The following is a 25594-nucleotide window of genomic DNA, read 5'->3' on the forward strand; positions in this document are numbered from 1 at the left end:
TGAAATTAACGACAGTAAGGAGCAATCAGTCATGAAAAGGTTATATTTAACGGATTTACAAACAGAACAACTCTTTTCGACGATAAGATGGTTTTTTCTAATCGTATGTGGAGGTCTGTTTTATTATGAACCCTTTCGTAATCAATTAAATCTGAATTTAGAAACATTTGATTACTTATTTATAACTGCACTAGCTTACATGTTCATTACACAGATTGCTCTTTTTATATCTTCTAATAGAGAAAAGCTACAAAAAGTCATCATTCATTCAGGAATTATTTTTGATTTTGTCGTTATTTTCTGGTTAATTGCATTATCAGGTGGTATTGAAAGTTTATTTGTCCCAATCGTGTATTTATTTATTATGCATGCTACGATTTATTGGCGAACAAGAGGTTTGCTATTAGCAACCTCAATTTCAGTATTATCTTATAGTGCAATTGCTCTTTACCCAACAGGAACAATACCAACAGATTTGATTTGGGAGTTTGGGTTTAATTTATTATTCTTTATCGTCATTGGTTTATTTGCTGGCATATTAGCCCTAAGAGAGCGTAAACACTTGAAAGAAAAAGTTACATTTCATGACCTTTCAATTAAAGATCATGTATCTGGATTATATAATCATCGTTCTTTTCAAAACACACTCTCGAAACTCGTACAAGCAGAACAAGAATTCACATTGATTATGGCGGATATCGATAATTTCAAACAGATTAATGACGAATGTGGCCACACCATTGGTGACCAAGTCATCTCAGCATTCGGTAACACTCTTACACACGAACTGGACAAGCCGAATAGCTTTGCATTCAGGTATGGAGGAGAGGAATTTGCGATTATTCTATTTGATCGACAAAAACGGTCAATTGAACAGCGAATCAAACAATGTAATAAACTGTTTCAACATGGCGTTAACCTTATACCAGAATTAAAAAATCAGGAAGTGACGATTAGTTATGGCGTCGCATACTCTTATAGCGGTGATGAAAAAGAAGATTTAATTAGACGTGCTGATGATTATCTATATCTTGCTAAATCTAATGGGAAAGATAGAATAATGTTTCAAGAATCATCTGAACATATAGGGGAATTGACATGATTACAAAGGCACCACAAGTTAACACAATTAATTTTGATGCTTTATGGCGCAAAGTATCAAAAGGAACTTTTCATCAATCAGAACAAAAACTTAAAGAACTGTACGATAAATGGGAAAACCAAACGTTTACAATCGGCTTTACGGGACATTTTTCTGCGGGTAAATCTTCACTAATTAATGCGATTATTGAAGAACACATTCTTCCATCTAGTCCAATTCCAACTAGTGCTAATATTGTTGAATTGCAATATGGTGAAGACAAAACGATTTATGATCTAAATGATGGAAGACAAACAATGGAGAATCAAATTCATTTAGATCATGTAAATGAGTTAGCTAGAAATGGTGAGGATGTCAAATCCATAACGATTCAAAGAAAACAATCATTTTTAGAAAACGGTGTTACGTTAATGGATACACCTGGAATCGATTCTTCTAATGACGCTGAATTTGATCGTACATTAGCAAACGTACATTTAATAGATTTCTTTGTTTATGTCATGGATTATAATCATGTTCAATCAGAGGTCAACTTCAAATTTTTAAGAGAGTTACAAGACCATGACATCCCATTTATAATTGTTGTTAACCAAATTGATAAACATAATGAACAGGAACTTGTGTTTGATTCGTTCAAACAATCATTAAGGAATAGTTGTATAGAATGGAATCTAGAACCCGTAAGCATTTTTTATACGTCCTTAATGGACGATCAGCATCCTTTAAACCAGTTAACAAACCTAAAGCAATCCTTAAATGAATTGATTGATGATAAAGACGAATATATTGCCAAGAAGTTAACCGTGGAATTAAACAAAATCATTACTGAATGGTCTGAAGAAGAATTTGAACTAACCGGGCAATCGTATCAAAAATTAAACCAAATAAGACAAACCATTAATCGATTAAATGAAGACCTTAACCATCTTCATACTGAGCAAAATAACTATTTACAAAAACTCAATCAAGATATTCAAGATATATTAAATAACGCTTATATTATGACCTTTGAAACAAGGGAGCAAGCTCGTGCTTATTTGGAATCTCTTCAGCCGAACTTCAAGGTGGGCAAATTATTTTCTAAAAGAAAGACAGAGGAAGAAAAACAGCAACGCCTAGATCAATTTTTAAAAACTATAAATGATCGAGTTAAAACTGAAATGACCTGGCATATACGAAATTATCTTTTAGAGCAGATGCAACATCATCAGATTGACCAAAATAATATCGTAAGCAACGTTCAAAGCTTCAATATAGAAGTAACAAAAGAGCATATTGATCAAGCTGTTAATCCTTCAGCAGAAGTGAATGCTGATTCGTTATTGATTTATACAGATCGTTTACAAAAAGATCTGAATTTATTATGTAAAAAAGAATTAACACCACTCTTAAGTGACTTAAATACTCACGTAAGTAAACAATTATATGAACGAACAGAACAAATTGAGCAGAATTTAGCTAATTATGAAGCACAAGCTAATCAACATTCTGATTTTGAAGATTTAGAAGTTCAGAGAAATTTAGCAAAAGAGGATCTCATTCACGAAACATTTAATGAAGAGAGCGGGAATAATCTCATTGGTCAGGCTGTTAAAGAGGAGAAGGTTGAGTATGTTGAATTAAAAGATTTGTTAAAACCAGTTGTTGAACAAGACAATACAGAACACTACACAAAGCAATCTGCGACGACGTTGAATGTTGACCACATTATTCAAAAAACAGAAAATGTGTTGAGCCAGATTAAACATATAGAGCCATTAAAGCCCTTCTATCAATCTATCTTAAAGCAATTTAATAGGTTGAATGATTCAAGTATGACAGTGGCCCTTTTTGGTGCGTTTAGTGCTGGAAAATCATCATTTGCAAACGCTTGGATTGGTGATCACATATTACCATCGTCTCCTAATCCAACAACGGCGGCTATTAATAAAATACGTCCCGTCGACGATCAACATGAACACAAAGAAGTATTAGTTCAATATAAGACAACTGAACAATTATTTAAACAACTTATGTCGATGACGGCACTTTATTTGTCTGAAACATTTGACGAACTAGATGATTTGACGCGTTATTTAAAACAACATCAAAAGCGGATTTTGCCACATTTATCAAAGACAGAGTCATCCTTTATTGAAGCGTATTTAAAAGGCATTCAAGATGTTAAACCTTCGCTAGGGAAAGAAGAACAGATTGAATGGGAAGATTTCTCAAAATATGTAACAGTTGAGTCTATTTCTTGTTTTATTGAAGAAATGAACGTGTTTTATGACTGCGAATTAACGAAAATGGGAATTACGTTAGTGGATACACCAGGAGCAGATTCCATACATGCTCGTCACACAAATACATCGTTACATTATGTTAATTCATCTGACGCTATTATTTATGTCACGTATTACAACCATGCATTTTCAAGAGCAGACCGAGAGTTTTTACTACAATTAGGTAGAGTGAAGGATGCCTTTTCGTTAGATAAAATGTTTTTTATACTAAATGCATCTGATCTAGCTCAGTCAGAACAAGAATTATCATTAGTAGAGGATTATTTAATTGACCAGCTGAATCAGTATGGCATTACACATCCAACAGTTTATCCACTTTCAAGTAAACAACTATTAAGTGGAGAACCATCAAGCGAATCAAATGTATTTTTTGACCGCTTCAAAGCGTTTATCAAAAATGATTCAAAAGCTATTATGGCTAATAAAGTGATGGATGAACAAAAACGTTTAGAAGCATTCATCAATGAAACAATCCAAGAAGCTAATCAGTCTAAAAATGAACAACTTAACCTTATTGCAAGTTTAAGTGATTCAATTGGACGCGTTAAAGAAGAGCTTCATCAACATAATGATGAAACATACAAAAATCGAATCTCACAAGAAATAGAAGAACTCATGCATCATATGACAAACCGTGTGACGATTCAATTATCAGAACAAATGAAAGACTCAATCAATCCAGCTAGTGTGAATTTGAACGGGAAAAAAGGGAAGGAACAATTATCGACTGCTTTAAAACAATTAATCTTTAATATTAATCAAAAAGTTTTAAACGAAGTTCGAACAATAAGTATTGTTCTTGATCGTTCGGTTGAGAAAACATTGAACGATTGGATTAAAGAAATTAATCATTCTGTTATAAAAGACTCAGGCTTAACGAAAATGTATCACGAAAACGATAATCAGCAGACATTGCCAGAGTTTGACTTAAATATACAATTAAGTAAAGTAGAACTAGAAGAATTAGCTAGTTTTTATAAAAACCAAAAAGACTTTTATGAAGAACAAAAGGTTCAAGATCTGTTCGAAAGATTTAAGGAGCTTTCAAATTCAAGCATATCGCAACAAATTGATTTAATGGAAGCATCTCTTCAATCACATTATTTAAATGTATTTGAGAATATGAAGCGAGAGGACATTAAAGGTTATATTGACGAGAACGAGCAATTAATCCACCATAAAGAATTAATCTATCAGAACGATGAAGTATTTAATCAACTTCAATCGATTCAATCAGAAATAAGCGAATGAAACTAGGGCAATTTTACCATTGCCCTTTTTCATTAAAATTCAATTGTTAGAATATTCGACAAACACTGTCAAAACAGGTATAATAAGTAGATAATTGCATTAAATGAAGGAGGATAATATGTCAGCGAAAAGATTACTGAAAGCAGAGGATATATTTCAAATAGATTCTGTGACAGACCCAAGAGTAGCACCAAATCAAAAGGAAGCGGTTTTTGTAAAAACACACTTAGATGAAAAAGAAAATAAATATGTTTCTAATTTATTTCACTTAGACTTAGAAACAAAAGAGGTAAACCAGTGGACACATCAGTCCGAGCGTTTATCACAGCCAAGATGGTCACCTAATGGCGATCAGTTGTTATTTTTATCTAATCGTAATGAGAAAAACCAAGTGTTTGTTATCTCCACAAAAGGTGGAGAAGCTAAAAAAGTAACTGACGAAGATGAGAGTGTCTCAAGTGCTTCATTTTCATCTGACGGCCAAAAAGTGATCTACCAAGTAGCCAAACCATTAGAACAAGATGAAGACAAAGATAATGATGAAGATGAAAAGGATGAGAAGCCTAAACCAACTGTTATTAACAGAATGAAATATAAAGCAGATGGCGCAGGTGTACTAAAAGAAAAATATCAACAAATTAAATTACTAGATTTAGAGAATGAAGAAGTTGAAGTACTCAAAGAAGGGAATCAAAACTTTATATTCCAGTCATGGATTGATGAAAAGACTTTAATTTATTCAACTGATGAACATGCAAACCAAGACTTTAACTTCAATCATAATGTCTATATCTATAATATTGAAAATAAAACTACAACAGAAATCCCAACTGACCAAGGATATGCATCTAATTTCGTGGTATCACCTAATGGTAAACACGTTTTATTTGTACATATGGGGCAAACTTACAAAAACGCTACGCATACAGAGGTCATCCATTTTGATTTAACAACTAATGTCGCAATGCCATTAACGACTGAGTTGGATGCGCCTGTCGGAGATTTTGTGGTAGCAGATACCCAGCAACAGGCCGATTTACAAACTGTGATTTGGGCTAATAATGAAGATTTTTACTTCCCAGTATCAGATCAAGGTAGTGTGCAATTATATTACGGCAACCTTAAGGGTGAACTATATCCGGCATACAATCAAAAGGCCCATATTTATGGTTTGGATTTAATTTCAGAGAACCAAGCTTTAGTTGCTATTAGTACACCTACTAGCCCTGGAGAATTATATAATCTTGATGTAACATCTGGAGAGACGGAGCAGCTCACTCATTTTAATCAATCATTCTTAGATGAAGTTACGATCGTTGAACCCGCATCGATTTCTTATAAGAGTAAAGATGACTGGACAGTTCACGGTTGGTTTATGAAACCGGCTAATTATCAAGAAGGTCAATCATATCCTTTAATTGTTAATATTCATGGCGGTCCACACGCTTTTTATGCGAATACTTTCTTCCATGAGATGCAGTATTTCGCAGCTAATGGTTATGCCGTTCTTTATGTTAACCCACGTGGAAGCCACAGTTATGGCCAAGAATTTGTCGATGCTGTACGTGGGGATTATGGTAATGGCGATTATCAAGATATTATCAATGGATTAGAATATATTCTTGATCAGAACGATTGGATTGATGAAACGCGTTTAGGGGTGACTGGCGGAAGCTATGGTGGCTTCATGACGAACTGGATTGTAGGACATACGAATCGATTTAAAGCAGCTGTCACGCAACGAAGCATTTCGAACTGGATTAGCTTTAGAGGTGTAAGTGATATCGGGTATTATTTCAATGATTGGCAAATCCAAGCCGAATTAGACGAACCAGAAATGCTTTGGAAGCATTCGCCGATTGCATATGCGAGTCAAATTGAAACACCACTTAAGATCATTCACAATGAGCGTGACTTCCGTTGCCCAATGGAACAGGCCGAACAATTATTTATTGCTTTAAAATATAACGGAACTGAAACTGAGTTTGTTAGATTCCCTGAAGCTGATCACAATCTATCTAGAACTGGAAAACCAAACCTAAGAATTGAAAGACTGAACCACATCCTTGGATGGTTTGAAGATTATCTAAAATAGGAAATGAAAAGGCCATGCTCAAAGTTGAACATGGCCTTTCATTATACCCAATTTTCTTCTATAAATTTATCTCGCCCAGATTTTTCACGATCTTCTTGGTACTCATTGGGATTCTTTTTATAAAATTCTTGATGATATTCTTCTGCAGGATAAAAAGCTGTAGCCTCTAAAACTTCAGTTACAATAGGTTTATAGAAATTACCATTTTCCTCGATATTCTGCTTCGACTGTTCAGCTACCGTTCTTTGTTCATCATTATGGTAAAAAATAGCTGTACGATATTGAGGTCCACGATCATGGAATTGTCCATAAGGGTCTGTTGGGTCAATTTGTATCCAATATAAATCTAATATTGTCTGATAAGATATAATATTCGGATCATATGTAATTTGAACGGCTTCATAATGTCCGGTCTGGCCAGTTTTTACATCTTCATAGGTTGGGTTTACTACAGAACCGCCTGTATATCCAGAAACAACGGCATGAACACCGTCCCATTGGTCAAACGGTTTTACCATACACCAAAAACATCCACCTGCAAAAGTTGCTTTTTCTAATTGTTGTGTCAACGTCATCACCTCGTACACGATATTATATCAATCTATGTTTATAAATGAAATAAAAAACCATATTAAAAACACCCATGGTAAAAGCCAGGGGGACGTTTACAGTTTACGTTTACCAGTTATGAGTTGATAAATAAATACAATACCGGCAATTACTAATAATAAATGAATTAAGCCTCCTGCTATGTCTAATAATAACCCAATTAACCAAATGGTAAGTATAATCACAATAATCGTCCAAAGCATATTATTCACTCCTTTATCTTTTATTATCGTTATTCCCGTAATAACTTTTCGTAAACGAATTTTGAATTATTTGGTATAATATAGATGTACAAATTAGGAGGAGGGGTCTGATGGATAATTTAGAAAGTAAACTGCAACAGTTACATAAAAAGATGAAAGAAAATCCAGAGCATATTGAAGAGATGGATGCAAATTTTTCATTTGATATTAAAGATACTGATCAACAATGGAGTGTTAAATTCAATTCAAATGAAGTTGAGCTTCAAGATGGACTGTTAGATGGTGCAACTTGTACGTTAAAGATGGATGCATCACATTTTGAGAAGTTATTAGACGGACAATTAAATGCCACAACTGCTTTTATGATGGGAAAAATTAAAGCAGAAGGTGATTTAACAAAAGCAATGAAACTACAAAAGGTACTATCGAATTACCAGGGTTAGGAAGGTGATTTTTTGAAAAAACTTTGGTTCCTAATTATTGTTCTGTTATTATTGGTTGCTTGTAGCGAAGAAGAAAAACCGGAATATACAAACCCATATGATACCGCTAATGAATATGTTGAGTTATGGCAAGAACATAATTTCAATGAAATTTATCAAGAGCTTTTATTAGAACGAACGACAGCGAAGTATGGTGAAGATGATTACATCGAACGATATGAGAATCTTTATGATGTATTAGGTGTTAATAATTTATCCATCGAACTGTCAGAAGAAAAAGTAGAGTTCACAGAAGAAGAATTTGAAGAATTAGTAGAATACGAAATTCCAATAACTATATCATTTGAAACGATCGCTGGAACCGTAGAATATGAGAAAACATTACCATTAGAAAAAGCTATGGATGAAGAGTATGTTGGTGAAAGTGATCGTGATGTAAATCCAGAAAGTCCGTGGTACGTTGGGTGGGATCCTTCATTTATTATGCCTGGCCTTGAAGACGGAGATGAAGTTAAATTATCGAGTGTACCTGCATCTAGGGGAGAAATTGTAGATCGTAACGGAGAGTTACTTGCTACTAATGGCGAGGTTTATCAAATAGGCATCATACCTGAAAGTTTTAGCGAAGAGGAAATAAATAAATTAGCTGGAATATTGGATATTTCAGAAGAAACCATTAATAGTGCACTTGAACAAAACTGGGTTCAGCCGCACCATTTCGTTCCAATTAAAAAGGTAAGTTTAAATGATGATGATATCATGGCAAGAGCTACTTCAATTGCAGGTGTTCAATCTAATATTGAAATCGATAGAGTCTATCCATACGGTGAAGCTGCTGCTCATTTAACAGGATATATCGGAAATATTACTGCAGAAGAACTAGAAGATTATGAGGAGCAATGCTACACCGCTCAAGACCGAATTGGAAAAAGAGGGTTAGAACAATTATATGAAGATCGTCTTCGCGGAGAAGACGGCAGGGAAATTTACATCGAGAAACAAGACCAGTCCCAACGTACTGTTGTTCAAAAAGACCCTCAAGATGGTGATACAATTGAACTTTCTATTGATATAAATGAACAAGTTCAGCTGTATGAGGTTCTAAAAGAAGAAGCAGGTACAGCTGTTACCGTGAATCCAACGACAGGAGAAGTTACGAGTCTTGTCAGTTTCCCAGCGTTTGATCCAAATGATTACATTTTAGGCTTTACAAAATCTAGTTTAGAAAATTTAAATGAAAACGAAGAAAATCCAACACTTAACCGTTTTGCCACGAGATATTCACCTGGCTCAACGATTAAACCGTTAACAACAATTGTTGGCCTTAATGAAGGTATATTAGATCCCAATGAAACCAGAACAATAGAAGGCAAGGAATGGCAAAATAACGAGTCTTGGGGTAATTACCATGTCACACGGGTCTATGAGAACGATACTGAAGTAGATTTAGAAAGCGCCTTTAAGAATTCTGATAATATCTATTTCGCAATGCTCGGTTTAGATATTGGAGCAGAAAACTTCTCAGAAGGATTTAAAAATTTAGGATTTGGAGAAGATTTACCATTTGAATACCCGATTCCAAACTCTCAAGTTTCAAATACAGGAAAAATTGATCGAGAAGTTTTATTGGCCGATAGTTCTTATGGTCAAGGCCAAGTATTAATGAGTTTATTACATCTCACGTCCATTTACGGTGGTATTACTAACGATGGGACGGTTATGAAACCATTACTATTGACTGAAGAAGAATCTGAAGCTTGGATCAATGACATGGTTTCAGAAGATAATGCTAGCTTAATTCAAGATATGCTAAGAAGTGTTGTATCAAATGGTACAGCTCAAAGTATAGATCTACAGGGAAAAGAAATATCAGGCAAAACGGGAACAGCAGAGCTGAAGTCAAGTCAAGATGATGAAAACGCAGTTGAGAATGGATTATTTGTCTCATATGATCAACAAAATCCTAACCGAGTTCTCGGTATATTGATTGAAGGGGTCGAAGAACAGGGTGGAAGCTCACATGTAGTGGATTTAGCCAAAGAAATATACGAAAACAGGTAATCCATAATAATATTATGTTAACTAAGCGCTATTCAACAAGAATAGCGCTTTTTTTATGGCTTAGCATAGTTAGTATTCCATGGGAAACATTAAAAATGACTGTAGTGTGAGAGAGGGATTTTATGACGAAGCCCATCATGTTAATTAATATAGATAGTTTAATGACAGAACCATTAAAAATGGCTGTTCAAACTGGCAGAGCACCAGCTTTAAAATTTTTAATGGAACAAGGTCACTTTATAGAAAACATGGTCAGTTCATTTCCTACGATGTCTGTCACAATTGATAGTACACTACTTACCGGCACTTATACCGATCAACACCGAGTTCCAGCCCTCAATTGGTTTGATGTTGAAAACCAGATGATGGTCAACTATGGAACAGGACTACGAGAAACAATGACAGTAGGCTTTTCTAAATCTGTACGTCAAATGTTTGAGAGGTTAAATATTGATGATTTAAGCCCTAATGTGTCAACTATTTTTGAAGACTTAGCTCTTCATGGTTTAGATAGTGGTGTTATTAACTCTTTTGTCTATCGTGGCAATAAAGAACAACGTTTGGAACTACCTAGAGTTTTAAAGATGATGACGAAATTAGACCAAACCTTTCTATTTAAAACACCAACATATTTTTCATTAGGGGCATTTTCAAGCATACGAAAACAAAGTATCGCTCCTTTTATGATTGGTGGAAATAGAAAGCTTGCTGGACGTGAATTGCGTGCATTAATAAAGCACCATCAGATTCCTGCTTTTACTTTTTGTATATTTCAAGATATGGATATAAGGGTTCACAATTTAGGTCCATTTGATTTGAAGGGAATTCAACGAATTGATCAAGAACTTGATAAAACATTGAAGATGTTTGGCAGCTATGAAGAAGCAATAAATCAATGTACATGGATCGTGATTGGAGACAATGGACAATCGGCAACTGGTTGGAACTTTAACGATGTTGAAATTAATTTAAGAAAAGTTCTCAAGGGATATCAAATATATAATATTAAAAAGAACATTAAGGCGAGTGATGAACTATTATTATCAGTCAATCAACGAATGGCTTATGTATACGTATTAGATGACAACATTCCACTAATTGATGTGGCTAAAAAACTGCAATCAGATTCGCGTATCGATGTCATTGCGTGGAAAGAGAAAGGAAGAAATCACATTATATCTGGGTTGAATAACGGAAAGTTATCATTTTCTCCAGGTAAACAGTATCAAGATCAATATAATCAAAGCTGGGATATAGAAGGTGAGTTGGATCTTTTAAATTTAAAAGTTGAAAATCAAGCCATTTCTTATAACAGTTTCCCAGATGCACTTGCAAGGTTACATGGTGCTTTGCATTCACATAAAGGAAGGTTTCTAATTGTAAATGCCAAACCGGGTTGTGAGTTTTTGGCACAGAAGACGCCTATTCATATTGGAGGTGCTTGTCATGGCTCTTTGCATGAACAAGAATCGCTAATACCGTGCATTATTACAGGGACAGATCTACAACCAGAACATAACCGCTTAGTCGATATGAAAACTTATTTATTAAATCAGTTAATTAAACAAGAGGAATAAGCATGCTTATTCCTCTTCATCAAGAAGCTCTAACATCAAATCAGGTCGATCAGTCACAATACCATGAGCACCACGATTAATGAGTGTTTCCATGTCGTCCTGGTCATTAATCGTCCAATAGTGGATTTGTAATCCCATCCGCTCTGCGCTATCGAGTAAATCATAAGTTGTAAGGTCATAACCGCTGGCCTCTAGAGGCAGTTGCATGGAATCGACAGACGGTTTATATAAATTTTTTAAATGAAATTTATGAGTGATTACAAATTTTCGGACTTCCTGTTCGCCGCCAGAAACAGCAATATCAGGATTAGCATGCTTTTTAAAGGTTTCTATAATGTTGTGGTCAAATGATGCAATGGTAACTTGATCAACTAGCTGATGGGTTTCAATTAACTCATTCAACCGTTTTGAAATCTCGTCCATTCGTTCATAAGGGTTGGTATCTTTAATTTCAATTAAAAAGCGTTGATCCGGAAACTTCTCAAATAATTCCTCTACGGTGACTAGCTCTATACCTTGACCACGATAAGGATGCTCACCATCCTTTTCAAAATAGTAGCCCGCATCAAGTTCTTTAAGTTCATCTAACGTTAAGTCATTGACAGCCCCGGTTCCATCTGTCGTACGATTAACCGTATCGTCATGGATGGCAACAAGATGGCCATCTTTTGAAATATGTATATCTGTTTCTAGAACATCCACACCAAGATTAACGGCATTTTGAAAAGCGGGCATGGTGCTAGATGGTGCAAGATGTTCACCGCCTTGGTGAGCAATGACCAAAGGACGGTCTAAGTTTTGGTAAAATGGTTTTACATCAACTGAATGAATTGGTATTAAATTTAATACAACATAAATCGCGCCCAGTATACCTAAAGTGATAGATGAACGATGAATTAATTTTTCTCGATTAGATTTATTTTTTTGACTCAACATGATTCCCCCAAATAAGTTACATCCCATTCATTATATCAAATGATGGGGAAATAAAGGTTAAAAGATTAGTAGATTAACGATATTTACATTATGTAAACTACTAGCTTTATAGCTAGTAGAAATATATTAATACGCTTCCCATTTTAGTTGTTTAGCTTTTTGATAACGATTTGATACCTCATCCCAGTTAACCACATTCCACCATTCCTCAACGTATTTTGCCCGATTATTTTCGTACTGTAGATAATAAGCGTGTTCCCATACATCTAATACAAGTAAAGGAATCACATCCCATTGAGTTAAGTTTTGGTGTTTTTCAGCTTGTAATATTTCTAGATGATGTGATCTTGGGGAATAGACTAAGATCGCCCAACCTGATCCTTCTACATTTTTTGCCGCTTCTGAGAAATGCTTTTTAAACGCATTAAAGTTACCAAAGCGTTGTTCTATTGCTCTTATTAAATCACCACTAGGTTTACCACCACCGTTAGGGCTCATAATATTCCAAAAAATTGTGTGTAAGTAATGACCAGCTCCATTAAATGCCGCTTCACGCTCCCAATGTTTAATTAATTTATAATCATTATTTTTGCGGGATTTTTCCATTTCCTTTTCAGCTTTATTTAAACCATCAACATAACTTTGGTGGTGTTTGTCATGGTGTAACGTCATGATCCGTTCACTAATATAAGGTTCTAACGCATCATAATCGTAGGGAAGAGGAGGGAGTGTGTGTTGACCAATACCAATGCCGTTATTAGATTGTTCACGTTTTTTGAATAGTTGCTGCCATTCTTGGACTAAAAGATGAGCATTACTTTTTAACAATTCAGCTTGATCGGCTGTAAATTTTTCTTGATGATCTTTAAAATACTGAACATCTTTCATTAATTTGTCTAAACCTTGGCCAAAACTTTGACTCAATTCAGACTTAATTTGATTAGGTTGCGTCTTTTTCCATTCATCTTTTAAATGAGAGACCCATTTTTCCATTTCGAATAGAAATTGTTCTAAGGAAACTTTGGACATAAAAAAACCTCCTGTAGCATTCGTCATAGTATTGTATGAATGCCACAGGAAATTGGGATAACTAATGCTGTTGATTTGCATAGTGATGATAGGAATCCATGGTCAACGAAACGCCTTGAGCCATTGCAGCTCCGCCACCAAGAGCCGCTGTAACTGCAACAGTTTCCATAATTTCATCTTCAGTTGCCTGATGCTCAGCAGCTCCTTTTGAATGATAGATGATACAATATTCATCTTGAGCATAAATGCTGATGGCTAGGGCTAGAAGTTGTTTTGTTTTTTGATCCAATGCCCCTTCTTCAAAACAAGACTCTGTAAAATCAAAATATCCTTCAGTTACTTTCGGTAATTTTTCTTTTAAATGGTTTAATCCTTCTTTGTAATCTAAAATCGATTGATCAAAGAAATTATCGTGATGTTCCATATTTTCTTCCATGATTGTCACTCCATTTCCTAAGTTTTCCTACATCATTAGGGTCTTTAAAAACGGCATGACTATACAAGGAAATTTTTGAAAAAAATTATAAATTAGAGATTTTTTCGTAAGTGTCTTCATCACAAATCACCAAAAGGTTGGCACCCTCAGGAATGGTTTTATCTGCTTTTTTAGCTAGCCCTAACTGTTCACCTTCAGCTAACAATGTTGCTCCGTATTCTAATAATCCAATATGTGCGTCTCGATACGTCTCCCATGAAGGGTGTTTTTTAATGGAATAAATATCATGACCATAATTAGTGGAGGTCAGCTGTCTAAACATTTCACTAGTACCTTTATAAGTCGCGCTTTTAGCAATCAAATGAGCACTTGTTTGATTCGGGGTGATAAATTCATCAACATCAGAATGCTTAAAGGCTGAAATATGTTGATCATATAAAATTTCTGCGATCGTATAGACTTCAAAGCCTTCATCATTCCCAAGTCCTTCAATGGTTGTTGTAATTAAGAGTGTTTGGCCATCTGCTAATGAATAGTTTTTCACATCATCTGATGCAAAAATTAAAACTGCTTGAGATTCTTTAATATTCGCTTGATGTAAGGTATTTGCATTTGCTGGATTCCCTGATACGAAATGGACACGATCATGACGAATTGGTGTTTGATCGAGTGACTCATCGATTAAGACAATATCTTGATCTTCCTGTAAATTTAATAACTCCCAAATAGTTTCTTTTGAACGCTTTGTATAATTAATGATAATGTAGTGCTTAGAATCTTTATATGCCAATTTACCTTCCTCCTTATTTTTACGGTATTCTTGAATCGCATCGAAGATATAACCAATAACAACACCCATTAGGCCAATTCCAACGATGTAAACCGCCGTCATCGCATAAAGTTGGCCAGCTAATGACGTTGGTGAAATATCACCATATCCAACCGTTGTAACAGTAGTCATCATCCACCATAAAGCTGTGAAGTAAGAATCAAACGTTTCGGGTTCAATTGCGTGAATGATCCATGACGAAAGGAATATAAAGATGATTAATAATACGGTATAAAGAATTTTGTTATCTACTTTATGTATTTTTCGACGTAACAATTGGAAAAACATAGCATCATCCTCTTATAAAATTTCATGAATTTATTATACAATTATAGTAAAGAAATGCATAGTCAACTAAAGGGAGATCTCAATGAACTTTTTTAAGCAACATAAATGGAGCATTCCAGTCATCATCTTATTAGTAACTTTAATATGGGGTTATGCGTGGGTTTTAATGAAAGAAGGGCTTCAATATATGGGACCCTTTACATTTTCAGCCTTCCGCTTCTCAATTGGAACCATCACGATGTTTATTATCTTATGGTTTTTGAAAATCTCGCGTCCACCTAAATGGGCATATAAGCATTTGCTTGTTGTCGGTTCACTACAAACGGCACTTATGTTCCTATTAGTTATGTATGGTCTGAAGTTTGTAGAAGCAGGAAAATCATCAGTCTTGTTATACTCGATGCCGATTTGGAGCACGATCTTAGCTGTATTATTTCTAAATGAAAAGGTAACAAAACCAAAAGTGATCGGACTAGCCTTAGGTCTAATGGGGTTACTAACGATTTTAGGTTGGGATATATGGTTCAATCAAAACCCAGGCGTGATCTTAGGTGAAGCATTAATTATAATTTCAGCAATCGGCTGGGGAGCATCGAACGTCTATTATCGTAAACACCTATCACAATTAAATCAGATGCAAACTAGCGCTTATCAAATGGGCTTTGGAACATTAGGGATTATGTTAGTTACCTTTATAATGGAAGGTGGCCAACCGATTGAATTCACACCTTATAGCATTTATCTAGTAATATTTACAGGCGTATTAGCATCAGCATTTTGCTTTACTGTATGGTTTTACATACTCAACTTAATCGATATGGTCACAGCGACTATCTCAACTCTATTAGTCCCAGTGTTTGGCTTACTACTAGGATGGATTTTAATAGAGGAAACGATCACCTGGAGTATATTTATAGGATCAACACTCATATTAATAGGAATTATAATCTCGACCAAGTCGAAAAAACCTCGTATGACGTAAAACATACGAGGTTTTCTTATGAAAATTGGTACTATTCGACAATCTCAATGTAACTTCATAAAACTATAATTCTAAATAAAGAACAAATGGTAAAACTATTAAAGATTATAGTATAAAAGGTTGAATCCCTGACGAATTAAATAGAAAAAGTGACTAAATATTTAGAAAATTAGAGAGAATTAATGGAAAACTTTAAAAAAGTAAGAGAAAAAAAGCTTAGGGTGGAAAACCAGCACTTTTTGTTCTTTATTAAGAATATTTAAACTAATTAAATGTTTTATATATAGAACAAAAACAAATATACTATAATTGTAATTCGATATATCGAACGACACGTGCACGTGTTAGGAATTAAAGACTAGTATTAAATAACTGTTTTATTATAATCATAAAATCTACTACTTAATTTTAATACTAGTTAATACTATTTAATAATGCGATCGACACTACATAAGTTATAAACTAACTTCAGAAAACCCGTCGATCCAATAAAAATTAGGAGGAGATTGAGAAATGTTAGAACGTTTTAAAGCCTTAGTTGTTGAGGAAGAAGGTCAAGGTATGGTGGAGTATGGGTTGATTATTGGTTTGATTTCAGTAGTAGTAATTACGGTCTTAGCAACAATGGGGGGCGAATTAAAGACAATGTTTACAACTGTAAAGGATGAACTTGTAAATATTAACTCATAATGTTTTTCAGAAAATGATTCCGTTAAACTGCGGGATCATTTTCTGAAATAAGGAGCTTATTCAAATGATTATAAATATAATATTAATTTCAGGATTACTAGCTAGCTTTTATTTGGACATAAAATTTAGAAAGATTCCAAATTACATAACATTTGTAGTAATTGTTTCAGGAATTACTTATCACTCGGTTGCTAATGGGCTAGAAGGTTTATTGTTCAGTACAACTGGAATTATTATTGGAATCTTACTTTTGTTTATACCATTTTTTCTCGGTGGAGTTGGTGCTGGTGATGTCAAGTTACTAGGAGCAATTGGCGCTGTAATGGGTGCAAAATTCACTATATATGCATTTCTCATCTCAGCAGTTATAGGTGGACTTATTTCGTTTATTATTATTATGAAAAATGGTCGTTTAGGCTTCTTTTTTAAAAGTATTCTATTTACTGTGCTTTACCGCGAAAAAACTGATATTACAAGTTCTGAACCGAAAGAGAGGTTCACAATACCATATGGTGTTCCGATTGTCATAGGGACATTTTCTATGATGATCTGGGGAGGATTCTAATGATGCTTAAATCTGAAAAAGGTCAAGGTACTGTAGAACTGGCTATTACATTTACAGTATTAGTTATATTAGTTTTTGGAATAGTTGATTTTGGGTATGCTTTTTATTCGAAATTAACAATGGAGCACTCCAGCAGAGAGGGAGCCAGAGCAGGAAGCCTTGGGAGTGATGATGCGGACATCAAAAGTGTCGTTGAAGACTCATTAGTTGGGTTGCTTCCCGAAGGTTCAAATATAGATGAATATGTAACGATTCAATATGTGAACAGTGATGGCGACGTTTATGATGAAACCGAAGACACTGTTAAATATGTAGAAGTCATCATTGATTATGATTATAAATATTTTACTCCATTATTGGCCTTAATCGGTAGTGCTTTGGATGAAGATACACTATCTTTAAATTCTTCTACACAAATGAGGGTGGAATAAAATGATTATTAGTAATTTGAAACGCATTTTATCGAGTGATGAAAGAGGCGGAACCTTAATATTTGTTGTCATTTCTTTAGTTGTATTATTAGGTTTTACTGCACTAGTCATTGATGGTGGTCGCTTATATGCAGAAAAGAGTAATTTACAAAAAGCCGTAGATGCTTCTGTACTATCCAGTGCATATCACTATGACGAAGATGATGATGCTGTTTTATCAGAGTTCAAACGAATGTTGAAAGAAAATGGAGTTCCTGAAGATGGCGGAGAGCTTTCATTTACTAGTAGAACAGGCGAAGAGGGAGAAAGGATTTTCGAATCCAATGTAGATGGAACTGATTATGTAATTACTTTGACATTGACTGAACAACATCTATTAGGTGAGGTTACTAGAAACAAAGATTTAACTTTTGCGAAAGTAATAAATTTTGATGAAGCAGATGTTTATGCTTCTGCAATGGTTGAATTTGCATTTATTACTGGAAGCAAGCAAATATCACCAATATCTATAGTCGATGATGATTTTGAAAGGGAAGAGGAATACTCATTGATAATTAGCCCAGGTAATGAGAGCGGGAATTTTGGTTATATTGATGTAGGTGTTAACCCAAGATATGATGCCATAATCGAGGGCGGAGAAGTATCAGTTGGTGAAGATAAAGAATATACAAATACAGGCTTGAGTTGGGGACCACTACGTGATGCTGTTCAAGATTTAATTGAAATGGATGAGGGCGATGATGAATGCAATGACTATGAAACAGCACATTACGATTGTAATCGTGTCATATTTGTGCCAATAGTAGAAACTTTTGAAGACGCAAATGGTAAAGATTTAGTAACAATCACAGGTATAGCAGCTTTTTGGTTGGATCGAATTGAAAAAGATGGTAATGAGAAAGAAGTTGTAGGTAAGTTTTTAGATACGTTAACAGTTGGTGAATCAGGGACGATCATTACAGAGGACGGTACTTGTTACGGTGATTTAGAAACTTGCGCTGAAGATACTGGGGTAAGAGTGGTTAGACTTGTCGATCCAGATAAAAAATAAATGAATAGATAAAGTAAGTTTGGGAGATGTTTAAATGAAATCTAAAAAAATATGGATCTGGGCTGTGGTTTTCGGCCTCATGGCTTCGCTATCATTATATTTTTTACTTTTTACTCAGGATGAGGCTGAGCAACCCCAGACGCAGGATACAAATCAGATCAATCAAGAAGAGGAAGCAGATGATGATGATGAACAAACGAATGATTCAGAAGAAGAAAGTGATGAAGAGGTAAAATCTGAGACAACTGAAAAGAATGAAATGCTAGAAATTGAAGATGGGAAACGAGCGATTTCTATTGAAGTGAGTGAAGTTGAGGGTGTGTCGGGTTTTATTGAGCCGGGGGATTTTGTTGATTTGGTAACAATTATGAATGCCCCGAGTGATGAAGAGGCTGCAGAAGAAGATATTGATCCTAATCAGCATAATGCGGCGACATTACTTCTTCAAAATGTTCGGGTGCTGGCGATCGGACATGCTATTCATTCAAAAGAAGAGGCTAGAAACTACCGAATGGTTACATTAGAAGTTGATCCAAATGAAGGGTTGCACTTAGGTTTTGCAACTAAGTGGAATCTGTACTTAATGCTTAGAGGCGAAGATGATAATGAGGTTTACGAAGATCGTACTCATGTTCATGAAGATGAGCTTCACGAAGGAGTGTTTAGATAATGCATATGTTTGGAATGGGTTCGCAAGATTATGATCTATTAATCTTTGAAAAAGTTGCAATTGAAAAAGGACAGGAACTGGAATGGTTTGATCATTTAACAGATTTGTCTGATCGATTAAAAGAAGAAGACCAAGCCATCGTATTTTTAACACACAGTGAAAATCATGATGTGTACCATATGTGCAAGGAGTTATTGGTCAATCATCCGTTAATACTTCCCATACTGTGCTTACCGCGTGAGAAAATCAATCTAAAAAAAGTTATGCGTAGTGGTGCTGTTGATGTCATAGAGCTACCTACTGCATACCCAGATGTCATCAACACTGTTAGTGAGATGATTGAAGCTCAACAGTCTAAGCGAGGCCAAGCAGAACAGGTCGAAAAAGATGGTAAGGTCGTAACCATTTGTAGCACCAAGGGCGGGGTTGGTAAAACAACCATTACGAGTAACTTAGCTGTTGCAATGGCTAAAAAAGACCTTAAAGTTGCGATTCTAGATTTAGATTTACAGTTTGGCGACGTCGGTTTATTTTTCGACCTCAAACCTCGTAAAACATTGTACGAATGGACGAAAGAAGCGAGCCCTTCATCACCAATAAAAAGTTATATGACATCCCATTCATCTGGTGTCGATATCATGTGCTCACCCATTAGACCTGAATTTAGCGAAGCCATCCATGGCGGTCATATTGAATCGGTCATTGAACGGTTAAAAAAAGAATATGATTGGGTCGTCATTGATACACCACCTTCTTTAGTAGAGACGGATATCGTTGCCTTAGAACATTCTGATGAAATTATATTAGTCACCTCTATGGATCTACCTACCTTAAAAAATAGCAAGCTATATTTAGAAACATTAGAATCCATCCATCTTAAGAAACCCGTCAAAGTGGTCATCAATAAGAAGTCTAAAATAAAAGGAATTAATCCAGATATCGTGCAGCAAATTTTAGAACAGGAGTCATTTGAGCAAATTCCAAACGATGAAAAGAACGTCATAACGGCTGTTAATGAAGGAAATCCAGTCGTTATATCAACCCCTAGAGCTCAAGTTTCAAAATCTATTTATTCCTTAGCTAGCAAACTAGTTCAGTTACCAAAGGAAAAGAAAAAACGAAAGTTAAGTAAAGTTTAGGGAGAGGGAATGCTTATGTCTCTAATGAAACGTATGCAAAATGAAGCGACACAGCCATACCAGACTGAAGTTAAAGAGCGAACCCATACGTTATTAAAAGAAGAAACACGCTCACAAAACGAATTAAAAGTAGAACGAGCACTTCGTGATTATGTAATCGAGGAACTTAAGAATTACCCTAACCTCAATCAAGAAGAAATGGAAGCCAAAATTAAAGAACTATCAGAACCATTTATTGAAAAAGAGGGTACAAGATTAACATTTGAATCTAAAAAAGAGTTAATTCGCTCCGTTACGAATGACTTAGTGGGGCTCGGTCCAATTACACCTTTCATTAATAATCCAGACATCAATGAGGTCATGGTAAACGGTCCGAATCAGGTATATATCGAGAAGAACGGCAAGATTTTTAGAACGAATGCTCATTTTAAGGATAATCAACACATCATTAATGTTATTGAGCGCATTGTAACACCTATAGGACGTCGAATTGATGAAAGTAATCCAATGGTAGATGCGAGATTATCTGATGGTTCTCGTGTGAATGCAATTATTCCGCCACTTGCATTAAATGGCCCGACGCTTACCATTCGTAAATTCTCGAAGGACCCATTTAAAATTGAAGATTTAATTCAATTCGGAACATTAAATGAGGATATGTCTGAGTTTATTAAAGCCTGCGTGAGGTCATATATGAATATTTTAGTTAGTGGAGGAACAGGTTCAGGTAAAACGACTACGTTGAATGTCTTATCATCCTTCATTCAAAATAATGACCGTATTATTACCATTGAAGACGCAGCAGAATTAAAACTACACCAGGACCATATCATTTCTCTTGAATCAAGACCACCTAATGTGGAAGGTAAAGGTGAGATTAAAATCCGAGACCTTGTTCGAAACTCATTACGTATGAGACCAGATCGTTTAGTAATTGGTGAAGTTCGTAGTGCTGAAGCTTTAGATATGTTGCAGGCTCTAAATACTGGTCACGATGGTTCCTTAACGACCATTCACGCGAACACGCCTCGTGATATGTTATCCCGTTTGGAGACAATGGTTCTTATGGCAGGAATGGATTTGCCTATTAAAGCTGTTCGAGAACAAATCGCAGGAGCATTAGACCTTATTATCCATCAATCAAGGATGAAAGACGGTACTCGTCGGGTAACTCATATTACGGAAGTATTAGGGATGGAAGAAGGAACGATTGTGTTGCAAGATATTTTCGTTTTCAAACAAACAGGTGTTAGTCAATCTGGAAAAATACAAGGTGTCTTTGAATCCACTGGTATACGTCCACGTTGTGCCGACCAATTAGAAGTGTACGGTTACAAATTGCCACCAAGTCTGTTCCGTGGAGCGTGGTAATGTGGATATGGTAAATCTATTAATTATAGGTATCTTATTTCTGTTATTCTTCACTTTGTTTATTGTTATTGGATTTATGATGTTTGGGAAAAAGAAAAGAATCCACAATCGCTTAGAAGATTATTTTCCAAATTTAAAGCAAAAACCTGAGCAGGAACAAAAAGCTATGTTAAATGAATTCGTAAAAAAACTTGGAGAATACCTTCCTTGGCAACTGTTCAACCGTAAATGGGAGAAAAAACTGATCTTAGCTGGAATTAAGCTTAAAGTTAATGAATTTATGGCGATACGTGGGTTGGTTACGATTATCATATTTACGCTATTGATGTTGAGTTATAACATTTGGATCGCGATAGCTTCTATCCTAATCGTTTGGTTTTGGTTAACTCATGTGTATATAAAAATTAAAACAAAACGTCGTTTGGATCGAAGTGTCACGCAACTTGCTGCTTCTTTAGGTACGATGGCCAATGCGATGCGAGCTGGATTTAGTTTTATGCAGGCAATGCAAATGGTGGCGCGAGAAATGCCTGATCCAATTGGGCCAGAATTTGAAGCAACGATTAAAGAAATTAATTTAGGCGTGTCATACGAAGTAGCTTTTGACCGATTATTAGAAAGGCTACCAAATAAAGATTTAGAAATGGTGATTTCTTCTATACTCATCCAACGTACTTCTGGCGGTAACCTAGCTGTATTGTTAGAAACGTTAAGGGATACTATCAATGGAAGATTGAGAGTTAAAGAAGAGGTCAAAACATTAACGGCTCAAGGAAGAATTTCCACTTGGATTATATCACTCTTACCCATCGGATTAGCCTTAATCATTAATATTATTCACCCGACATTCTTTGATCCATTATTCACACATTTCGTCGGTTGGATTATGCTCTTTTTTGGTGCCATTTTCTTTGTACTAGGTTGGATCATTATTCGCAGAATCGTGCAAATTGAGGTGTAATAATGGGTACTATAATATTTATGTTGTCTACATTTTTATTTGTAACATTAGTTATAGCGGGAATATTTCATGTCACATTAAAAAAAGATCTTAATATTGAAAGAAGAATCTATGAGCATTTCGATAATTCGTTTTCACCTAAAGATAATCGAGGGAAAGAACAGAATAAAAAAAGAAGTCAGTGGTTAACTAAAGCTATCGACCGTCTAAGGTCTATGATTACAGATCGGATGTCTTTACATAGCATTAAGTCATTAGATAAAAAGTTGCAAGAAGCGGGACGTCCTTATCAATTAAATGCTGTTGACTTTAGGTTATTACAATTGGCATTGGGTGTAGGATTATTTGTGCTCTTATTCGTTTTGTTTTTCCCGATAACAGAAAACAAAGCTCAAGTGTTTTTATTTTGTCTTGCTGCAGGATTAATAGGTGCAGTGTACCCAATGGCCAACCTTAATACTCGAATTAAAAAACGAATTAAAGAGATTGAAAAGATGATGCCAGATTATTTCGATATGTTAAATTTATCAGTAGAAGCGGGAATGGGGCTAGACTCATCAGTCATGGAGGTAAGTCATAAGCTTTCAGGTCCATTATCTGAAGAATTTTTGGCAACGATTGAAGATATGAATTTAGGGAAATCACGTTTAGAATCATTTGCCGACCTAAGAGATCGGATACCGTCAGATCATTTTCAATCTGTTATTCGAGCATTAATTCAAGCAGATCGCCTGGGCGTTGGGATGTCTAAAGTGATTCGTGTTCAGACGGAAAGAATACGTGAAACGCAGCTTCAAAGCGCTAGAGAAAAATCAATGAAAGCGCCGGTTAAGATGTTAATTCCAATGGTATTTTGTATATTTCCGTTATTATTCATCGTCTTAATGGGTCCTGTATTAATCCAAATTATGACGACGCTATTTAATTAATCCAATGTTTTGTGCATTGGATTTTTTGATGTTTATAGCATAATATATGATGTCATGGTAATATGAACATAAAAAATAAAAGAGGGGAGAGTTTTTGGTGAGTGAAAAACCGATTATTCAAGTACGAGACAATGGATCTATTTTAGTAAAAGGTGATATTGAACTATTAGATGCGGAAGGGAATCAGTACGAAACAAAACCTGCTTTCTCTTTGTGTCGTTGTGGGCATTCTCAAAACAAACCATTCTGTGATGGATCTCATAAAAGAGAGGAATTTGAATCTGTCACTCGAGCAACTGAATAAATCCTCAAAAAGAGCCAATGTTTATTATTGGCTCTTTTTTTAAGATTTAATTACATATTAACGTATTCTATTGCGATTTTTAAAATATATATTTTATACTTAGGTTCAGCTTAATAACGTAGAAGGGAACATGACCATGAAACTGCTATTCACAATCATCTTTACGTTAATATTACTAATACCTAACCATATATCAGCAGAAAACATTAATATCGTTAATAGTGATTCTGCGATTTTAATAGATGCACAAACAGGCGAAGTTTTATATGACAAAAATAGTGAGCAAACCATGTATCCTGCTAGTATTACTAAAATCATCACCGCTATCGTTGCGATTGAAGAGGGGAACTTAGAGGATACTGTCACCGTTAGCGAGGATGCACGCAACACACCTGGGACTCGGGTTTTCTTAGAAGAAGGAGAAAAAGTGAAGCTGGACAAACTAGTTAAAGGCTTACTAATTAATTCCGGGAACGATGCCGGAGTTGCTATTGCTGAACACATGGATGGTAGCGTTGATGCATTCACAAATCGAATGAATCGTTTTGTTAAAGAGGAAATTGGTGTGAAAAACAGTCATTTTGAGAATCCTCATGGTTTATATGACTCAAATCATACAACAACGGCAACAGATATGGCGCTTATTACACAATATGCGATGAATAACGAGACTTTTAGAGAGATTGCTGGTATTAAATCTATGCCTTGGGATGGCGAAAAGTGGGAGACAACCCTTTATAATCATCATCAATTAGTGAGACAACGGGATGATGTTACGGGTGTTAAGAATGGTTTTGTTAGTCAAGCGGGTTTCACCTTAGTCACAACAGCTTCGCGCGAACATATTGATTTAATAGCTGTTACGATGAAATCGCCATCAGCTGAATTGGCTTATGAGGAAACTGAAAATTTATTGGATTATGGATTTGAAAATTATCAGACCTATACTGTAGCAGCTTCAGATGTCATATACGATGAAGCGAATTCGGAGTATATATTAGAATCCGATTTTCAATTTACAGCTGAAAAAGCCCTGAATTGGGAAAAAGACTTTGACAATCAAGGTAATTTACTCATTAAAAATGAAAATGATCAAACGATTGTCAAACATTCTTTAACCAATATTGAAGTAGATGAAGACAAGGAACGTGATGAATACGTTGACCATGAAACGAAATCTAATAGCGTTGTGGCATGGGGATTATTGGCACTAGCTATACTGGTATTTAAATTCTTTATTTACAAATGGATTCGTAAAAGACGTCGAAGAAGACACTTCTTTAGGTAAGGTGCTCATCATAATGGGCACCTTTTTATTTTAGTAAATGTATGAAATGAATCAACTTTGACAAATTAT

The 25594-nt window shown here is 35.2% G+C and carries 24 protein-coding genes; 18 read left to right on the top strand and 6 right to left on the bottom strand.

Going from position 1 to position 25594, the window contains the following annotated elements; translation table 11 throughout:
• The first annotated feature begins 31 nt into the window (after positions 1 to 31).
• The 3 genes from EDC24_RS03510 to EDC24_RS03520 all read left to right on the top strand — a co-directional run bounded on the left by EDC24_RS03510 (position 32) and on the right by EDC24_RS03520 (position 6733).
• Positions 32 to 1102, top strand: coding sequence for a GGDEF domain-containing protein (locus tag EDC24_RS03510; protein WP_124219778.1), 1071 nt, complete (start codon positions 32 to 34; stop codon positions 1100 to 1102).
• Positions 1099 to 4638 (top strand): dynamin family protein, encoded by a 3540-nt coding sequence (locus EDC24_RS03515; protein ID WP_124219780.1) that lies wholly within the window; start codon positions 1099 to 1101, stop codon positions 4636 to 4638. Before EDC24_RS03510 ends, EDC24_RS03515 begins: the two co-directional genes overlap by 4 nt.
• Before the next feature lie 118 nt (positions 4639 to 4756).
• Entirely contained in the window at positions 4757 to 6733 is a 1977-nt protein-coding gene (locus EDC24_RS03520) for a S9 family peptidase (protein WP_124219782.1), read from the top strand.
• Positions 6734 to 6774: 41 nt separating this feature from the next.
• On the opposite strand, the gene msrA is transcribed toward EDC24_RS03520, so the two are convergent.
• Together msrA and EDC24_RS03530 are read right to left on the bottom strand one after the other, a co-directional pair.
• A complete protein-coding gene (gene msrA, locus EDC24_RS03525; protein ID WP_245997952.1) occupies positions 6775 to 7302 on the bottom strand; it encodes a peptide-methionine (S)-S-oxide reductase MsrA in 528 nt (175 codons plus the stop codon).
• A gap of 96 nt (positions 7303 to 7398) precedes the next feature.
• The gene (locus EDC24_RS03530; protein ID WP_124219785.1) at positions 7399 to 7545 is read right to left on the bottom strand and encodes a lmo0937 family membrane protein; all 147 of its coding nucleotides are present in this window, start codon (positions 7543 to 7545) and stop codon (positions 7399 to 7401) included.
• Between the two features lie 110 nt (positions 7546 to 7655).
• On the opposite strand from EDC24_RS03530, the gene EDC24_RS03535 reads away from it, so the two are divergent.
• The 3 genes from EDC24_RS03535 to EDC24_RS03545 all read left to right on the top strand — a co-directional run bounded on the left by EDC24_RS03535 (position 7656) and on the right by EDC24_RS03545 (position 11626).
• Positions 7656 to 7988, top strand: a complete 333-nt coding sequence (locus EDC24_RS03535) for an SCP2 sterol-binding domain-containing protein (RefSeq protein WP_124219786.1) — start codon at positions 7656 to 7658, stop codon at positions 7986 to 7988.
• 12 nt (positions 7989 to 8000) lie between these two features.
• Positions 8001 to 10049 (top strand): penicillin-binding transpeptidase domain-containing protein, encoded by a 2049-nt coding sequence (locus EDC24_RS03540; protein WP_124219788.1) that lies wholly within the window; start codon positions 8001 to 8003, stop codon positions 10047 to 10049.
• A 122-nt stretch (positions 10050 to 10171) separates the two neighbouring features.
• Entirely contained in the window at positions 10172 to 11626 is a 1455-nt protein-coding gene (locus EDC24_RS03545; protein WP_124219789.1) for an alkaline phosphatase family protein, read from the top strand.
• 6 nt (positions 11627 to 11632) lie between these two features.
• On the opposite strand, the gene EDC24_RS03550 is transcribed toward EDC24_RS03545, so the two are convergent.
• The 4 genes from EDC24_RS03550 to EDC24_RS03565 form a co-directional block, all read right to left on the bottom strand.
• Positions 11633 to 12559 carry a glycerophosphodiester phosphodiesterase family protein gene (locus tag EDC24_RS03550; RefSeq protein ID WP_124219791.1) on the bottom strand — a complete coding sequence of 309 codons (927 nt, stop codon included), beginning with the start codon at positions 12557 to 12559 and terminating at the stop codon, positions 11633 to 11635.
• A 129-nt stretch (positions 12560 to 12688) separates the two neighbouring features.
• Positions 12689 to 13591, bottom strand: coding sequence for a superoxide dismutase (locus tag EDC24_RS03555; protein ID WP_124219792.1), 903 nt, complete (start codon positions 13589 to 13591; stop codon positions 12689 to 12691).
• A 61-nt stretch (positions 13592 to 13652) separates the two neighbouring features.
• A complete protein-coding gene (locus EDC24_RS03560; RefSeq protein ID WP_245997953.1) occupies positions 13653 to 14027 on the bottom strand; it encodes a carboxymuconolactone decarboxylase family protein in 375 nt (124 codons plus the stop codon).
• An 85-nt stretch (positions 14028 to 14112) separates the two neighbouring features.
• Entirely contained in the window at positions 14113 to 15144 is a 1032-nt protein-coding gene (locus tag EDC24_RS03565; RefSeq protein ID WP_124219794.1) for a potassium channel family protein, read from the bottom strand.
• A gap of 82 nt (positions 15145 to 15226) precedes the next feature.
• Between EDC24_RS03565 and EDC24_RS03570 the strand changes: the two genes are divergently transcribed.
• The 12 genes from EDC24_RS03570 (at position 15227) to EDC24_RS03625 (ending at position 25525) form a co-directional block, all read left to right on the top strand.
• On the top strand, positions 15227 to 16126 hold the full coding sequence (locus tag EDC24_RS03570; protein ID WP_124219796.1) for a DMT family transporter: 900 nt from the start codon (positions 15227 to 15229) through the stop codon (positions 16124 to 16126).
• Positions 16127 to 16639: 513 nt separating this feature from the next.
• Entirely contained in the window at positions 16640 to 16816 is a 177-nt protein-coding gene (locus EDC24_RS03575; RefSeq protein WP_124219798.1) for a Flp family type IVb pilin, read from the top strand.
• Positions 16817 to 16880: 64 nt separating this feature from the next.
• Positions 16881 to 17381 (top strand): A24 family peptidase, encoded by a 501-nt coding sequence (locus EDC24_RS03580; RefSeq protein ID WP_124219799.1) that lies wholly within the window; start codon positions 16881 to 16883, stop codon positions 17379 to 17381.
• Positions 17381 to 17812, top strand: a complete 432-nt coding sequence (locus EDC24_RS03585) for a TadE/TadG family type IV pilus assembly protein (protein ID WP_124219801.1) — start codon at positions 17381 to 17383, stop codon at positions 17810 to 17812. The genes EDC24_RS03580 and EDC24_RS03585 overlap by 1 nt, the downstream gene beginning before the upstream one ends.
• A 1-nt stretch (position 17813) precedes the next feature.
• Entirely contained in the window at positions 17814 to 18863 is a 1050-nt protein-coding gene (locus EDC24_RS03590) for a pilus assembly protein TadG-related protein (protein ID WP_124219803.1), read from the top strand.
• A gap of 34 nt (positions 18864 to 18897) precedes the next feature.
• Positions 18898 to 19533 carry a Flp pilus assembly protein CpaB gene (gene cpaB, locus EDC24_RS03595; protein ID WP_124219805.1) on the top strand — a complete coding sequence of 212 codons (636 nt, stop codon included), beginning with the start codon at positions 18898 to 18900 and terminating at the stop codon, positions 19531 to 19533.
• Positions 19533 to 20672, top strand: coding sequence for a CpaE/TadZ family protein (locus EDC24_RS03600; RefSeq protein WP_124219807.1), 1140 nt, complete (start codon positions 19533 to 19535; stop codon positions 20670 to 20672). The genes cpaB and EDC24_RS03600 overlap by 1 nt, the downstream gene beginning before the upstream one ends.
• 15 nt (positions 20673 to 20687) lie before the next feature.
• Positions 20688 to 22043 (top strand): TadA family conjugal transfer-associated ATPase, encoded by a 1356-nt coding sequence (locus tag EDC24_RS03605; RefSeq protein WP_124219809.1) that lies wholly within the window; start codon positions 20688 to 20690, stop codon positions 22041 to 22043.
• Positions 22030 to 23004, top strand: a complete 975-nt coding sequence (locus tag EDC24_RS03610) for a type II secretion system F family protein (RefSeq protein WP_211342332.1) — start codon at positions 22030 to 22032, stop codon at positions 23002 to 23004. Before EDC24_RS03605 ends, EDC24_RS03610 begins: the two co-directional genes overlap by 14 nt.
• 2 nt (positions 23005 to 23006) lie before the next feature.
• Positions 23007 to 23933 (top strand): type II secretion system F family protein, encoded by a 927-nt coding sequence (locus EDC24_RS03615; protein WP_124219812.1) that lies wholly within the window; start codon positions 23007 to 23009, stop codon positions 23931 to 23933.
• A 94-nt stretch (positions 23934 to 24027) separates the two neighbouring features.
• Positions 24028 to 24237 carry a CDGSH iron-sulfur domain-containing protein gene (locus EDC24_RS03620; RefSeq protein ID WP_124219813.1) on the top strand — a complete coding sequence of 70 codons (210 nt, stop codon included), beginning with the start codon at positions 24028 to 24030 and terminating at the stop codon, positions 24235 to 24237.
• Between the two features lie 136 nt (positions 24238 to 24373).
• Entirely contained in the window at positions 24374 to 25525 is a 1152-nt protein-coding gene (locus EDC24_RS03625) for a D-alanyl-D-alanine carboxypeptidase family protein (RefSeq protein WP_245997954.1), read from the top strand.
• Positions 25526 to 25594: the final 69 nt, after the last annotated feature.

The sequence above is a fragment of the Aquisalibacillus elongatus genome (assembly GCF_003843875.1).
Classification (GTDB): domain Bacteria; phylum Bacillota; class Bacilli; order Bacillales; family Alkalibacillaceae; genus Aquisalibacillus; species Aquisalibacillus elongatus.

Excerpts from the sequence above, each read along its gene's own strand:
- EDC24_RS03510 (WP_124219778.1), top strand. The coding sequence starts at position 32 with ATGAAAAGGTTATATTTAACGGATTTACAAACAGAACAACTCTTTTCG.
- EDC24_RS03515 (WP_124219780.1), top strand. The coding sequence starts at position 1,099 with ATGATTACAAAGGCACCACAAGTTAACACAATTAATTTTGATGCTTTA.
- EDC24_RS03520 (WP_124219782.1), top strand. The coding sequence starts at position 4,757 with ATGTCAGCGAAAAGATTACTGAAAGCAGAGGATATATTTCAAATAGAT.
- EDC24_RS03530 (WP_124219785.1), bottom strand. The coding sequence starts at position 7,545 with ATGCTTTGGACGATTATTGTGATTATACTTACCATTTGGTTAATTGGG.
- EDC24_RS03535 (WP_124219786.1), top strand. The coding sequence starts at position 7,656 with ATGGATAATTTAGAAAGTAAACTGCAACAGTTACATAAAAAGATGAAA.
- EDC24_RS03545 (WP_124219789.1), top strand. The coding sequence starts at position 10,172 with ATGACGAAGCCCATCATGTTAATTAATATAGATAGTTTAATGACAGAA.
- EDC24_RS03555 (WP_124219792.1), bottom strand. The coding sequence starts at position 13,591 with ATGTCCAAAGTTTCCTTAGAACAATTTCTATTCGAAATGGAAAAATGG.
- EDC24_RS03560 (WP_245997953.1), bottom strand. The coding sequence starts at position 14,027 with ATGGAAGAAAATATGGAACATCACGATAATTTCTTTGATCAATCGATT.
- EDC24_RS03565 (WP_124219794.1), bottom strand. The coding sequence starts at position 15,144 with ATGTTTTTCCAATTGTTACGTCGAAAAATACATAAAGTAGATAACAAA.
- EDC24_RS03570 (WP_124219796.1), top strand. The coding sequence starts at position 15,227 with ATGAACTTTTTTAAGCAACATAAATGGAGCATTCCAGTCATCATCTTA.
- EDC24_RS03575 (WP_124219798.1), top strand. The coding sequence starts at position 16,640 with ATGTTAGAACGTTTTAAAGCCTTAGTTGTTGAGGAAGAAGGTCAAGGT.
- EDC24_RS03580 (WP_124219799.1), top strand. The coding sequence starts at position 16,881 with ATGATTATAAATATAATATTAATTTCAGGATTACTAGCTAGCTTTTAT.
- EDC24_RS03585 (WP_124219801.1), top strand. The coding sequence starts at position 17,381 with ATGATGCTTAAATCTGAAAAAGGTCAAGGTACTGTAGAACTGGCTATT.
- EDC24_RS03590 (WP_124219803.1), top strand. The coding sequence starts at position 17,814 with ATGATTATTAGTAATTTGAAACGCATTTTATCGAGTGATGAAAGAGGC.
- cpaB (WP_124219805.1), top strand. The coding sequence starts at position 18,898 with ATGAAATCTAAAAAAATATGGATCTGGGCTGTGGTTTTCGGCCTCATG.
- EDC24_RS03600 (WP_124219807.1), top strand. The coding sequence starts at position 19,533 with ATGCATATGTTTGGAATGGGTTCGCAAGATTATGATCTATTAATCTTT.
- EDC24_RS03605 (WP_124219809.1), top strand. The coding sequence starts at position 20,688 with ATGTCTCTAATGAAACGTATGCAAAATGAAGCGACACAGCCATACCAG.
- EDC24_RS03615 (WP_124219812.1), top strand. The coding sequence starts at position 23,007 with ATGGGTACTATAATATTTATGTTGTCTACATTTTTATTTGTAACATTA.
- EDC24_RS03625 (WP_245997954.1), top strand. The coding sequence starts at position 24,374 with ATGAAACTGCTATTCACAATCATCTTTACGTTAATATTACTAATACCT.